A 13,433-nucleotide genomic window follows, 5' to 3' on the forward strand; every position below is an offset into this window, starting at 1 on the left:
GGAAACTGTCCGAAAAGTTGAAAATTTAAATTGCTTACACGATTCACCGTTTTTTTAGCGGAAATAAATATGCCAGTATAAATACGTAGTCAGGTGTTTCTTACTCCGATCAAATATCACAAAAGGATTGTTTCGATGTCCAACAATGGCTCGTCACCGCTGGTGCTTTGGTATAACCAACTCGGCATGAATGATGTAGACAGAGTTGGGGGCAAAAATGCCTCCCTGGGTGAAATGATTACAAATCTGTCCGGTATGGGTGTCTCCGTACCTAACGGGTTTGCCACAACCGCCGATGCGTTTAACCTGTTTTTAGACCAGAGCGGTGTAAACCAGCGCATTTACGACCTGCTGGATAAAACGGATATTGATGATGTCACCGAGCTTGCCAAAGCCGGCGCGCAAATCCGCCAGTGGATCATCGACACACCTTTCCAGCCGGAACTGGAAAAAGCCATTCACGACGCCTACAACCAGCTCTCCGCTGACGATGCGCAGGCCTCCTTTGCCGTGCGTTCTTCTGCAACCGCAGAAGATATGCCCGATGCCTCGTTCGCCGGACAGCAGGAAACCTTCCTGAACGTTCAGGGTTACGATGCGGTGCTGGTGGCGGTGAAGCACGTGTTTGCTTCCCTGTTTAATGACCGCGCCATCTCCTATCGCGTGCACCAGGGCTACGACCATCGCGGCGTCGCGCTTTCCGCCGGCGTGCAGCGCATGGTGCGCTCGGACGTAGGCTCTTCCGGCGTGATGTTCTCTATCGACACTGAATCCGGCTTCGACCAGGTGGTGTTTATCACCTCCGCGTGGGGTCTGGGCGAGATGGTGGTGCAGGGGGCGGTAAACCCTGACGAATTCTACGTTCACAAGCCTACGCTGGCGGCTAACCGTCCGGCAGTGGTACGTCGCACCATGGGCTCGAAAAAAATCCGCATGATCTATGCTCCGACGCAAGAGCATGGCAAGCAGGTCACCATTGAAGATGTGCCGCAGGAGCAACGGGATCGCTTCTCACTGACCGACGCCGAAGTGGAAGAGCTGGCGAAGCAGGCGGTGCAGATTGAAAAACACTATGGCCGTCCAATGGACATCGAGTGGGCGAAAGACGGACACACCGGCAAGCTGTTTATCGTGCAGGCGCGTCCGGAAACCGTACGTTCACGCGGTCAGGTCATGGAGCGCTACACCCTGCACGCGCAGGGCAAAATTGTCGCGGAAGGCCGCGCAATTGGTCACCGCATCGGTGCCGGTCCGGTGAAAGTGATCCACGACATCAGCGAGATGAACCGCATTCAGCCCGGCGACGTGCTGGTGACCGATATGACCGACCCGGACTGGGAACCGATCATGAAAAAAGCGGCTGCCATCGTCACCAACCGCGGCGGCCGTACCTGTCACGCGGCTATTATCGCCCGTGAGCTGGGGATCCCGGCGGTAGTCGGCTGCGGTGATGCCACCGAGCGCATGAAGGACGACCAGAAGGTGACGGTCTCCTGTGCCGAAGGCGATACCGGCTACGTGTATGCCGATATCCTCGACTTCAGCGTGAAAAGTTCCAGCGTGGATACCATGCCGGACCTGCCGCTGAAGATCATGATGAACGTCGGTAACCCGGACCGCGCGTTTGACTTCGCCTGCCTGCCGAACGAAGGCGTGGGCCTGGCGCGTCTGGAATTTATTATTAACCGTATGATCGGGGTGCACCCGCGTGCGCTGCTGGAGTTCGACGACCAGGACGCAAAACTGCAAAACGAAATCCGCGAGATGATGAAGGGTTACGACTCGCCGAGAGAGTTCTATGTGGGTCGTCTGACGGAAGGGATCGCCACGCTCGGCGCGGCCTTCTACCCGAAACGCGTGATCGTGCGTCTGTCGGACTTTAAGTCCAACGAATACGCCAACCTGGTGGGCGGCGAACGCTACGAGCCGGAAGAAGAGAACCCGATGCTGGGCTTCCGCGGCGCCGGGCGCTACGTGTCGGAAAGCTTCCGCGACTGCTTCGCGCTGGAGTGCGAGGCGGTAAAACGCGTGCGCAACGACATGGGGCTGACCAACGTGGAAATCATGATCCCGTTCGTCCGTACCGTGGATCAGGCGAAGGCGGTGGTTGATGAGCTGGCGCGTCAGGGGCTGAAGCGCGGCGAGAACGGGCTGAAGATCATCATGATGTGTGAAATTCCGTCCAACGCCCTGCTGGCCGAGCAGTTCCTGGAGCACTTCGACGGCTTCTCCATTGGCTCGAATGACATGACGCAGCTGGCGCTCGGCCTGGACCGCGACTCCGGCGTCGTCTCTGAGCTGTTCGATGAGCGTAACGAGGCGGTGAAAGCGCTGCTCTCCATGGCCATCCGCGCGGCGAAGAAACAGAGTAAATATGTCGGGATTTGCGGCCAGGGTCCTTCTGACCATGAAGACTTTGCGGCCTGGCTGATGGATGAGGGGATTGATAGCCTCTCCCTGAACCCGGACACCGTGGTGCAGACCTGGCTGAGCCTGGCAGAGCTGAACAAGTAAAACCTGCACAACCTGAAAAAGGCGAGGATATCTGTCCTCGCCTTTTTTATTTTCCTGCGAATATGCTCGCCATCACAAATAAAGCAAAAAACCAAATATCATAATTTATCTGTTAATTTAGACAATTGTTAGCGGGCAGGGCGTTGCTAATACTTGAGCCTTACCGCGTACATCCGTCGGGATGATGCGCGACTGGTTGAAATACGTTTTAACCTGATAAAAAGGCAAATAACAATGACAATCTCCTCTGTATTACGTACCAAAGATAAAATAGGTTATGGCCTCGGCGATATGGCCAGCGCGCTGGTCTGGCAAACGGCAACGTTATTTCTCGCTTATTTCTATACGGACGTATTCGGTTTGCCTGCCGCCATTATGGGCACCATGTTTTTAGTGGTGCGCGTGGTCGATGCGTTTGTCGACCCGTGCATTGGCGCGCTGGTGGACCGCACTCAGACCCGCCACGGTCGTTTTCGTCCCTGGCTGCTCTGGTTTGCCATTCCGTTTGGCGTGAGCTGCCTGATTACCTTCTACGTCCCGGATGCCGGGGCGACGGCAAAAATTGTTTATGCCTGCGTAACCTATGCCATCCTGAGCCTGATCTATTCCGCGATTAACGTCCCTTACTGTGCCATGCCCGGTGCGCTGACGCTCGACCCGCGCGAACGCCACTCGCTGCAATCCTGGCGCTTTGGCCTGTCGTTTATCGGCGGGTTGATTGTAACGGTCATCGCGCTGCCGCTGGTCTCATTATTAGGCCAGGGGAATGTGCAAAAAGGCTATTTCTATGCCATGAGCCTGATGGGGCTGCTGGGTATTGTTTTATTCTTCTGCTGCTTCTTTATGACCCGGGAGCGTTACTCGCCGCGCAATGACACCTCCGGCTCGATGCTGACGGATTTAAAACTGCTGGCCGCCAATAGCCAGTGGCGAATTGTTTTTCTGTTTAATATTTTACTGTTAACCGCCGTCGTGACGCGTGGCTCTGCGACCATGTATTACGTTAACTATGTTCTGTTACGTCCGGAACTGGTTTTTGCCTTTATTGTTTCCGGCATGGTGGCCTCCTTAAGCGGCGCATTATTATCTGAACGTCTGCTGGGGAAATTTGACCGGGTGCGTGCCTATCAGTGGACCATTATTTCTTTCGTTATTTTTGGCGCGCTGATTTTCTTCATTCCGCCTTCACAGGTGTGGCTGATATTCGGTCTGAATATTGTGTTTAGTTTTATTCAGAACCTGACCACGCCGCTGCAATGGACCATGTTCTCCGATGTGGTGGACTACGAAGAACACCGTAGCGGCCGCCGCCTTGACGGGCTGGTCTTTTCTACCGCCCTGTTTGCCATCAAATTTGGGCTGGCGCTGGGCGGGGCGGTGGTCGGTTGGGTGCTTGGCATGGTGGATTACGCGCCGGGTCAGGCAAACCAGGCGCCTCACGTTCTCGCAACCATCAATGCCCTGTTCACCCTGATCCCCTGCGCGCTGTTCCTCTGCATGGTGGCGCTCCTTGCCATCTACAAACTTAACAGCCGACTGGTGGACAGCATCGCCCGCGAGCTGGCCAGCAAACGCGATAGTCGAAACGATACGGGGCAGCTCAGCCCGGCAACCCAATCCGCACTACAGGAGTAAACCATGACTGCGATCTACAAGGACGCGGGACGTTCCGTACACGAGCGTGTCGCTGATTTACTGGCGCGTATGACGCCGGAAGAGAAATTTGCCCAGATGCACGCGTACTGGCTGATCCTTGATGAACACGGCAACCACCGCGAACGCAGCGATCTGAGCGATGAATTCGCCGGCGTGAGTGAACAGGCGTCCCTCAGCGAAAGGCTGAAGCTGGGCGTCGGGCAGATCACCCGCCCGCTCGGTACGCACATTGTTGATGCAAAAACCGGCGTGCGTGCCGCCAACCGCCTGCAACGCATGATGATGGAGGAGACCCGGCTCGGCATTCCGGCGCTGTTTCATGAAGAGTGTCTGGTAGGGCTGCTGTGCAAAGATGCAATGCTGTTCCCGTCGTCGCTGAACTACGGTTCTACCTGGGACCCGGCGCTGGTGCAGCGGGCGGCGGAGCAGATTGGCAAAGAGGCCCGATCCGTCGGGTGCCAGCAGGGGCTGGCCCCGGTGCTGGATGTCTCGCGCGATGTGCGCTGGGGACGGACGGAAGAGACCTTTGGGGAAGATCCGTGGCTGGTAGGGGTGATGGCGACGGCGTACGTGAAGGGGTTGCAGGGCGATAAGCGCGATCTGCTGGCGACCCTGAAACATTACGTCGGCCACTCCTTCAGCGAAGGGGCGCGCAATCATGCGCCGGTCCATCTCGGTTTCAGCGAGCTTAACGATACCTTCCTGCTGCCGTTTGAGATGGCGGTAAAGCTGGCCAACGCCGGTTCGGTGATGCCAGCCTATCACGACATTGATAATCAGCCAGGGCACAGCGACCATTTTCTGCTCACCACCGTGCTGCGTGAACAGTGGGGCTTCGACGGCATTATCGTGGCGGATTACGGCGGCGTCAGCCTGCTGCACCAGCACCACGGGATTTCTCACGATCCAGCACAATCGGCGGCGCTGGCGTTTAACGCCGGGCTGGACGTGGAACTGCCGAAGGATGACTGCGCGCGTCATCTGGCTGAAGCGGTAGAGTGTGGGCTTATCTCAATGGCGAAAGTGGATGAGATTGTGGCGCGCGTGCTCAGTGAAAAATTCCGTCTTGGGCTGTTTGAAAAACCGTACGCCGACGAAGACGGTATCGATTTGCAGAATGAGGCGACCCGGCAGGTGGCGCGCGAGGTGGCAACAAAATCGATCACGCTGCTGGAAAATAACGGCATTTTGCCCCTCGGCGGAAAACCCCGTGTAGCGGTAGTGGGGCCGACGGCGGACGATCCACTGGCGTTACTGAGCGGCTACAGCTTCCCGGTTCACCTGATTATCAGCGATATGGTTGAAGAGACTTCGCAGGTGACCACCCCGCGCGCGGCGCTGGAACAGTACCTTGGTGCATCGCTGATACGTTACGCCAAAGGGTGCCACATTATCGAAAAACGGATGGCGGGCGCGCCGGTGTTCCCGGGCGACAGCGGCGGTAAACCGATGCAGCAATCGCCGGTTTCACAACGCACGGATCTGATCCCCGACGCCGTGAGCGCGGCAAAAGAGAGTGACGTGGTGGTGACCTGCGTGGGCGACCTCGCCGGACTATTCCAGAGCGGCACCGTGGGGGAAGGTTCGGATACCGATTCGCTGGATCTGCCGGGCGTGCAGCAACAGCTGCTGGAGGCGCTGGTGGCAACCGGTAAGCCAGTGATTGTCGTCATGACGGGTGGGCGTCCTTATAACCTTCAGGGGCTGGAAGAGAAGGTGGCCGCGCTGATGATGGCCTGGGCGCCGGGGCAGGAAGGGGGCTGGGCGATTGCCGATGTCTTAACCGGCCGCGCGGAGCCGCAGGGCAGGCTGGTAGTGAGCGTGCCGAAAAACGCCGGGGCGATGCCGTACTACTATAACCACAAGCTGAAAAGCGGCGGCACGCCGTTTGCGTTCCATTTCGGCGCACTTTACCCGTTCGGTTACGGTCTCGGCTGGACGCAGTTTCGCTGGGGCGCGGCCCGCCTGGCGGAAAGCTGCGTCCCGATCGACGGAGAGGTGGCGTTAAGCGTCGATATCACCAACACCGGCGAGCGCAGCGGCAGCGAAGTGGTACAGGTGTACGTACGCGATAAAGTCGCCACGCAGGTGCGTCCGCTTCAGGAGCTGAAAGCGTTCCAGCGCGTTACGCTTTCACCGGGAGAAACCGCCACGCTGACCTTTACCCTGCCGGTGGAGATGTTTAATTTCACCCGCCGGGACGGGAAGCGGATTGTCGAGCCAGGGGAATTTGAGCTACAGGTTGGCGCGTCCTCGGCGGATATACGCGAGGTGGTGAACGTTCTGGTAACCGGGGAGACGCGGGAGCTGGCGGGGGAATGGCGCATGCTCAGCCGCTGTGACATTACACGGGCGTAAAAAAGATAAAAAAAAGCCCATCGTGGGAGATGGGCAAAGACTACACACAGCAATTCGTTGTTTCACTCAGGGGATTTCCATGCTTATAAATCAAGGTGTTGATTTATAACCGTGTCTTAATAGTAGGCATGCCAGTATTTTGAGTCGATCGGATTCGTCTCAATAGTTAAAGGCAGGTAAAGATTTCTTGAAGAGAATGACGGTTTTAGGCAGGAAAAGGCGGGTCTGACCAGTGCACAGAGAATAAATAGTTTAGCAACGTTTAAGTATTGCTGTGGAGAGTGTAGGCCGGGTAAGCGTTAGCGCCACCCGGCCTACGTTCTTACTGCGCGTTCTTATCTTCCAGTTCTTCAAGTTCGCTTAAGATGACGTCAGGGTCGGTTCCCGGCGGCGGCACTTCATGCACCCAGGCGGAGAAGAGACGCCAGGTTACCGCAAGCAGCACCGGACCGATGAACAGGCCAATCATGCCGAAGGCAATTAACCCCCCTATCACCCCGGACAGGATCAGAATCAGCGGCAGGTCAGCGCCCATGCGGATGAGGAGGGGACGGATCACGTTATCCATGGTGCCCACCACGCAACTCCAGACCAGTAGCACCGTGCCCCAGGTCGTGTCCCCCGTCCAGTAAAGCCAGATAATGCAGGGAACCAGCACCAGCAGCGGACCGAGCTGAGCCAGACAGGTCATCAGCATGACGACGGTGAAAATGGTGGCATAAGGTACGCCGGAAATTGCCAGCCCGATTCCGCCAAGTACAGCCTGCACCAGCGCTGTGACCACCACGCCGAGCGCTACCGCGCGGACGGCCTGGGCTGCCAGCAGCACGGCCGCATCGCCGCGTTTACCTGCCAGTCGGGTGGCGAAATGACGTACCCCCAGCGCAACCTGCTCGCCGCGCCAGTACAGCAGGGCGCTGAAGACCAGCATCAACGTACAGTGCATCATGAAGCGACCAATGTGCGCAGCCTGCCCCACAAACCAGGTGGTGGTTGTGCCGATGTACGGACGTACTTTGGCCATCAGCGCGCTACCGCCCATCTCCAGCAGGCTGTGCCAGCCGCTGTACAGTTTTGCGCCCACAACAGGAATGCTGTTCAGCCACGCGAGATCCGGCAGCGTCATATCACCGCTGGTGACCGCGCGAATAACCGGGCCGCTACTGTCAACCAGGCTGTTAACCAGCAGTGCAATGGGAATAATAAACAGCAGGAACAACAGCAGCGTCATCACCAGCACGGCCAGGCCGCGGCGACCAAACAGCAGTTTCTGCAAACGTAAGAGTAAAGGCCAGGTCGCGACGACGACGGTCGCGGCCCAGGCAAATCCGAGCACGAAAGGACGAACAATCCACAGACACGCAATAATCATAATGGCTAAGAACAGCACCGACAGCAGTATCTGCGCGACATCCCTGGGCTGACGAAGATTGACCATAAACGAAACTTTCCTTAAATGAACACCAGCAAGGCTGATGGGAATATAAACCGCATCTCTCTAATCATTAGTGATTTCAGCGATTTTTGACAGGCGGATTTTGCCCGTAATTCTACGAAGCACATAAGAAAAAAATGTGATAAAACTTTCCAGACACAACGCAAACGATTTCACACTATTCTCATTAGGGTCGACAGCAATGATCCCACAGATTTCTCAGGCACCGGGCGTCGTTCAGCTGGTGCTTAATTTTTTGCAGGCACTGGAGCAACAGGGTTTTACAGGTGACACCGCCACCGATTATGCCGACAGGCTGACGATGGCGACCGATAACAGTATTTACCAGCTTCTTCCCGATGCCGTCGTTTTCCCGCGCTCTACCGCCGATGTGGCGCTCATCGCCCGTCTGGCGTCGCAGGAGCGTTTCAGCACCCTGGTCTTTACCCCACGCGGCGGCGGGACGGGTACCAACGGGCAGGCGCTGAACCAGGGCATCATCATTGATATGTCCCGCTATATGAACCGCATCATTGAGATCAACCCGGAAGAGGGGTGGGTGCGAGTGGAAGCGGGGGTGATCAAAGATCAGCTGAATCAGTTTTTGAAACCTTACGGCTATTTTTTTGCGCCAGAGCTTTCCACCAGTAACCGCGCGACCATTGGCGGGATGATCAACACCGATGCCTCGGGGCAGGGCTCGCTGGTCTACGGCAAAACCTCCGATCACGTTATGGGTGTGCGGGCGGTGCTGCTGGGGGGCGATATCCTCGATACCCAACCGATGCCGATCGAGCTGGCCGAAACGCTGGCAAAAGAGAGCACCACCAGCGGACGGATTTATCGTACCGTGCTGGAGCGCTGCCGCGAAAATCGCGAACTGATCCTCAACAAATTCCCGAAGCTCAACCGCTTCCTGACGGGCTACGATCTGCGCCATGTCTTTAATGACGATCTGAGCCAGTTCGATCTTACCCGCGTACTGACCGGGTCAGAAGGGACGCTGGCCTTCATCACCGAAGCGCGTCTGGATATCACCCGGTTGCCAAAGGTGCGCCGTCTGGTGAATGTCAAATACAACTCCTTTGACTCCGCGCTGCGTAATGCACCGTTTATGGTGGAGGCGCGGGCGCTGTCGGTGGAAACCGTCGATTCAAAAGTTCTGAACCTGGCCCGGGAAGATATCGTCTGGCATTCGGTGAGCGAACTGATTACCGACGTGCCGGATAAAGAGATGCTCGGCCTGAACATCGTCGAGTTCGCCGGGGATGACGCAGAGCTGATTGAGAGCCAGGTAAGCACGCTCTGCCAGCGTCTGGACGAGCTGATTGCCCAGGGGGAAGGCGGCGTCATTGGCTGGCAGCTGTGTAACGATCTCTCCGGCATCGAGCGAATCTACGCGATGCGTAAAAAAGCGGTGGGGCTGCTCGGCAACGCGAAAGGGGCGGCGAAGCCGATTCCGTTTGCGGAAGATACCTGCGTGCCGCCGGAACACCTTGCTGATTATATTGTGGAGTTTCGCGCGCTGCTCGACAGCCATGGTCTGAGCTATGGCATGTTCGGGCACGTGGACGCGGGTGTGCTGCACGTGCGCCCGGCGCTGGACATGTGCGACCCGCAGCAGGAGATCCTGATGAAGGAGATCTCCGACGAGGTCGTGGCCCTCACGGCCAAATACGGCGGCTTGTTATGGGGCGAGCACGGCAAAGGATTCCGCGCCGAGTACAGCCCGGCGTTTTTTGGCGAACAACTTTACGCCGAGCTGCGTAAGGTGAAAGCCGCTTTTGATCCTGATAACCGCCTCAACCCGGGAAAAATCTGCCCGCCGGAGGGCATCGATGCGCCGATGTTGCAGGTGGACGCCGTCAAGCGCGGCACCTATGACCGACAAATTCCGATTGCGGTACGCGCTTCCTGGCGCGGCGCGATGGAGTGCAACGGCAACGGGCTGTGCTTCAACTTCGATGTGAAAAGCCCGATGTGTCCGTCGATGAAAATCACCAGCAACCGCATTCATTCCCCGAAAGGGCGTGCCACGCTGGTGCGCGAATGGCTGCGCCTGCTGGCCGACCGCGGCGTTGACCCGCTCAAGCTGGAACAGGAGCTGCCGGAAAAACGCGCCAGCCTGCGCGGGCTTATCGAACGCACCCGCAACAGCTGGCATGCGAACAAAGGTGAATACGATTTCTCGCATGAGGTGAAAGAGGCGATGTCCGGCTGCCTGGCGTGCAAGGCGTGTTCAACCCAGTGCCCGATTAAAATTGACGTACCGGAATTCCGTTCCCGCTTCCTACAGCTGTACCACACGCGTTATCTGCGCCCGATGCGCGATCATCTGGTGGCGACGGTGGAGAGTTACGCGCCGCTGATGGCCCGTGCGCCAAAAACCTTTAACTTCTTTATCAACCAGCCGCTGGTGCGCAAACTGTCTGAAAAACATATCGGCATGGTGGACCTGCCGCTGCTGTCGGTGCCATCGCTCCAGCGTCGGCTGGTGGGGCACCGCTCGGCGAACATGACCCTGGAACAACTGGAAGCATTAAGCCCTGAGCAGAAAGCGAAGGTGGTGCTGGTGGTGCAGGATCCGTTTACCAGCTATTACGATGCCCAGGTGGTGGCCGATTTTGTCCGACTGGCCGAGAAAATCGGCTACCAGCCGGTGGTGCTGCCGTTCTCGCCGAACGGCAAGGCGCAGCACATTAAAGGCTTCCTCACCCGCTTTGCGAAAACCGCGCAGAAAACTTCAGATTTTCTGAATCGCGTGGCGCAGCTCGGCATGCCGATGGTGGGCGTCGATCCTGCGCTGGTGCTCTGTTACCGGGATGAATATAAGCAGACGCTCGGCGATAAGCGCGGTGATTTTCAGGTCTTACTGGTACACGAGTGGCTGCCTGCGGTGCTGACGCAAACGCCCTCTCAGGAGGTGAGTGGAGAAGCCTGGTACCTGTTTGGGCACTGCACCGAAGTGACGGCGCTGCCCACGGCGCCTGCCCAGTGGGCTTCTATCTTCGCCCGGTTTGGCGCGAAGCTGGAAAGCGTTAACGTGGGCTGCTGCGGTATGGCCGGAACCTACGGCCATGAAGTCAAAAACCACGCTAATTCGCTCGGCATTTACGAGCTGTCGTGGCATCAGGCGATGCAGCGCCTGCCACGCAACCGCTGTCTTGCGACGGGCTACTCCTGCCGCAGCCAGGTGAAACGGGTGGAAGGTAACGGCGTCCGCCATCCATTGCAGGCTTTACTGGAGATTATCGGATGATCTGGAAACGTGCGGTCACCCTGGAGGCCTTAAATGCCATGGGCGCGGAGAACATGGTCGGTTTGCTGGACATCCAGTTCACGCGCATTGGCGACAACGAACTGGAAGCGACGATGCCAGTAGACAGCCGCACTCATCAACCGTTTGGCCTGTTGCACGGCGGCGCGTCCGTCGTGCTGGCCGAAACGCTGGGGTCGGTGGCGGGCTACCTTTGTACGGAAGGAGAGCAGAAGGTGGTGGGTCTGGAGGTCAATGCCAACCACATCCGCTCTGTTCGCAGCGGGCGCGTGCGCGGCGTCTGCCGGGCGCTGCATGCCGGAAGCCGTCATCAGGTATGGCAGATTGATATTCTGGACGAGCAGGATCGCCTGTGTTGTTCATCCAGGCTGACGACGGCCGTTGTGTAAAGTTTCCGGATGTCTTGCTTTTGGTCAAAAATTAGCCGCCTGATTGTGATATACTGGTCACGTTTTGAACATAAGCGAGGACATCATGGATACTGAAATAACCCCAACACAGCTGGCAATTGAATATTTACGTCGCGATAAAAGCAATCTGTCTCCCGCGCAGTACCTGAAAAAGCTGAAACAGCTTGAGCTGGAATTTACGGATTTGCTGGCGCTCTCTTCAAACGAACTGAAAGAAGAGATCTACTTTGCCTGGCGGTTGGGCGTTCACGTCCATTAAGCAGTGAAGAAAAGGCCGCAAGCGCGGCCTTTTTTGTGTCTGACATTCAGTATCTGGCAGGCAGTTTGTTAATTTTAATCAGCCGGCCTTCTTCCATTTCGATGAACCCGCCCGTTTTCAGGTCAGCCAGGATCCGCATTACGCCGCTGCGGGAAAGCTGGGTTTTATCCCTGATATACCTTTCCGCCGTCACGCTGCGTCGGTAGCTGTCATCTTCCTGCATCAGCAGCACGAGCTGCTGGCGAATCATCTCGTACGCGGTTGGCGCGCCTTTCGGCATGACGTTGTGATAGAGGCGGTTATAGACAAACATCAGATGATTAGAAAGCAGCCCCCACAGCGCCTTCTCTTTGATAATTTCAGCCACTCGATCGGTCGTGAGCACACCAATCAGGCAAGGCGTAACCGTTCGGAGGTAGTCATTAAAATAAATGTCCGTCAGGTTAGCGAGGCCAAACAGGGCGGGACTGCGCGCCGTCGAAAGCATCATGTCGTCGCTTCTTCTGTATATGGCGACCGTGCCATCAAGAATTAAATAACACATGCTCTGCCCGTCAACCTGGAGATCAAGTTGCTCGCCGGGATCGGTTTTATGCGTGGCGCAGTGTGCCTGTAAATGAGAAATCAGTTCCTGAGCATAGGGAGAGCCGCGATGCGATGGTTTGTCAGAAGACATGGCGTTAACCTGAAAAGAGACTGTACTCTCTATAGTGTCGCTCTTCTTTTCCACCTTCTCCAGAGATAAATACAGCCTCAGTACTTACGAGGTAAGTGATGGATCTCAACTAGTACGCCACGCTCCATGGTGATGTATTTCCCCGTCCGCAACTCCGCGAGGATCCGCATAATGCCGCTGCGTGAAAGATAGGTGCGGCTTTTGATATAGGCCGCGGCGGTAATGTTTTGTCTTATGGCTTCCGGCTCCTGCATCAACTCAACCAGTTGAAAGCGGATAATGTCATAAGCCGACATTTGCGATATCTGGGCGCAATGTTCGTAGACGCGCGATGCGGTATAGATCAGCAGGTTTGAGAAGTGCTCCCATAAATTCTGTTGTGCGACAACATGATTGAAACACGACAGCGAAACGCTGGCCACCTCTGAGGTTTCCAGCGCTCTGACGTACAGGTGTTCAGACGATAACTGGCTGCTCACGCCGAGTAGAAATGGCGCGGATTCAGAATTTAAGACGATACCGTCCCCGCGACGGTGCAACGCCACGCTGCCATGCAACAGTAAAAAGCATTGACGGGTATCGCCGGAGCAATAATGGATAATTTCTCCTCTGGCAATAATGCCTCTCTCCGCATGCGGCAAAACATTATCGATTATTTTTTCAATGTGCTTAAAAGGCTTAGCGCCGAGCACTGTTGACTTATCAATTTCTGACTCAGGCGCGAATCGGGTATTCATGTGAGACCTCACTGACTGATGCGATCATTTTTTGATCGGCATAAAGAATTATCTTAAAAACCAGCAGGGCAGGGAATGTTTGCGGCGAGTCTAATTATAGACTCGCCTGTT

9 protein-coding genes and 1 other RNA gene are annotated in these 13,433 nt (G+C 56.5%); 6 read left to right on the top strand and 4 right to left on the bottom strand.

The genetic code is table 11. The features are described from left to right. Positions 1-135: 135 nt before the first annotated feature. From ppsA to IM290_RS01295, 3 genes are all read left to right on the top strand, one after another. On the top strand, positions 136-2,514 hold the full coding sequence (gene ppsA / locus IM290_RS01285; RefSeq protein ID WP_193041965.1) for a phosphoenolpyruvate synthase: 2,379 nt from the start codon (positions 136-138) through the stop codon (positions 2,512-2,514). A 234-nt stretch (positions 2,515-2,748) separates the two neighbouring features. Further along, a complete protein-coding gene (locus IM290_RS01290) occupies positions 2,749-4,149 on the top strand; it encodes an MFS transporter (protein WP_032648070.1) in 1,401 nt (466 codons plus the stop codon). A 3-nt stretch (positions 4,150-4,152) separates the two neighbouring features. Then, positions 4,153-6,528: a glycoside hydrolase family 3 N-terminal domain-containing protein gene (locus tag IM290_RS01295; RefSeq protein ID WP_193041966.1), complete on the top strand. Its 2,376-nt coding sequence runs from the start codon at positions 4,153-4,155 to the stop codon at positions 6,526-6,528. Between the two features lie 5 nt (positions 6,529-6,533). Here IM290_RS01295 and rprA read toward each other — a convergent pair. Both rprA and ydiK read right to left on the bottom strand, forming a co-directional pair. Then, an RNA gene (gene rprA / locus IM290_RS01300) (antisense sRNA RprA) lies at positions 6,534-6,641 on the bottom strand. A gap of 209 nt (positions 6,642-6,850) precedes the next feature. Continuing rightward, on the bottom strand, positions 6,851-7,966 hold the full coding sequence (ydiK, locus tag IM290_RS01305) for an AI-2E family transporter YdiK (protein WP_015570721.1): 1,116 nt from the start codon (positions 7,964-7,966) through the stop codon (positions 6,851-6,853). Between the two features lie 199 nt (positions 7,967-8,165). On the opposite strand from ydiK, the gene IM290_RS01310 reads away from it, so the two are divergent. The 3 genes from IM290_RS01310 (at position 8,166) to IM290_RS01320 (ending at position 11,909) form a co-directional block, all read left to right on the top strand. Continuing rightward, positions 8,166-11,222, top strand: a complete 3,057-nt coding sequence (locus IM290_RS01310) for an FAD-binding and (Fe-S)-binding domain-containing protein (protein ID WP_096205815.1) — start codon at positions 8,166-8,168, stop codon at positions 11,220-11,222. After that, positions 11,219-11,629: a 1,4-dihydroxy-2-naphthoyl-CoA hydrolase gene (gene menI, locus IM290_RS01315; protein ID WP_015570720.1), complete on the top strand. Its 411-nt coding sequence runs from the start codon at positions 11,219-11,221 to the stop codon at positions 11,627-11,629. The genes IM290_RS01310 and menI overlap by 4 nt, the downstream gene beginning before the upstream one ends. Before the next feature lie 85 nt (positions 11,630-11,714). Next, on the top strand, positions 11,715-11,909 hold the full coding sequence (locus IM290_RS01320; protein ID WP_003857766.1) for a YdiH family protein: 195 nt from the start codon (positions 11,715-11,717) through the stop codon (positions 11,907-11,909). A gap of 46 nt (positions 11,910-11,955) precedes the next feature. On the opposite strand, the gene IM290_RS01325 is transcribed toward IM290_RS01320, so the two are convergent. Then, positions 11,956-12,585 (bottom strand): helix-turn-helix domain-containing protein, encoded by a 630-nt coding sequence (locus IM290_RS01325; protein ID WP_193041967.1) that lies wholly within the window; start codon positions 12,583-12,585, stop codon positions 11,956-11,958. A 77-nt stretch (positions 12,586-12,662) separates the two neighbouring features. After that, positions 12,663-13,322 (bottom strand): winged helix-turn-helix transcriptional regulator, encoded by a 660-nt coding sequence (locus IM290_RS01330; protein WP_193041968.1) that lies wholly within the window; start codon positions 13,320-13,322, stop codon positions 12,663-12,665. Positions 13,323-13,433 lie beyond the last annotated feature (111 nt).

It is taken from the genome of Enterobacter cloacae complex sp. S1 (assembly GCF_014930525.1).
GTDB lineage: Bacteria > Pseudomonadota > Gammaproteobacteria > Enterobacterales > Enterobacteriaceae > Enterobacter > Enterobacter hormaechei_C.

What these genes read in the sequence shown, in the direction of transcription:
- ppsA (WP_193041965.1), top strand. Translation starts at nt 136, where the DNA reads ATGTCCAACAATGGCTCGTCACCGCTGGTGCTTTGGTATAACCAACTC.
- IM290_RS01290 (WP_032648070.1), top strand. Translation starts at nt 2,749, where the DNA reads ATGACAATCTCCTCTGTATTACGTACCAAAGATAAAATAGGTTATGGC.
- IM290_RS01295 (WP_193041966.1), top strand. Translation starts at nt 4,153, where the DNA reads ATGACTGCGATCTACAAGGACGCGGGACGTTCCGTACACGAGCGTGTC.
- ydiK (WP_015570721.1), bottom strand. Translation starts at nt 7,966, where the DNA reads ATGGTCAATCTTCGTCAGCCCAGGGATGTCGCGCAGATACTGCTGTCG.
- IM290_RS01310 (WP_096205815.1), top strand. Translation starts at nt 8,166, where the DNA reads ATGATCCCACAGATTTCTCAGGCACCGGGCGTCGTTCAGCTGGTGCTT.
- menI (WP_015570720.1), top strand. Translation starts at nt 11,219, where the DNA reads ATGATCTGGAAACGTGCGGTCACCCTGGAGGCCTTAAATGCCATGGGC.
- IM290_RS01320 (WP_003857766.1), top strand. Translation starts at nt 11,715, where the DNA reads ATGGATACTGAAATAACCCCAACACAGCTGGCAATTGAATATTTACGT.
- IM290_RS01325 (WP_193041967.1), bottom strand. Translation starts at nt 12,585, where the DNA reads ATGTCTTCTGACAAACCATCGCATCGCGGCTCTCCCTATGCTCAGGAA.
- IM290_RS01330 (WP_193041968.1), bottom strand. Translation starts at nt 13,322, where the DNA reads ATGAATACCCGATTCGCGCCTGAGTCAGAAATTGATAAGTCAACAGTG.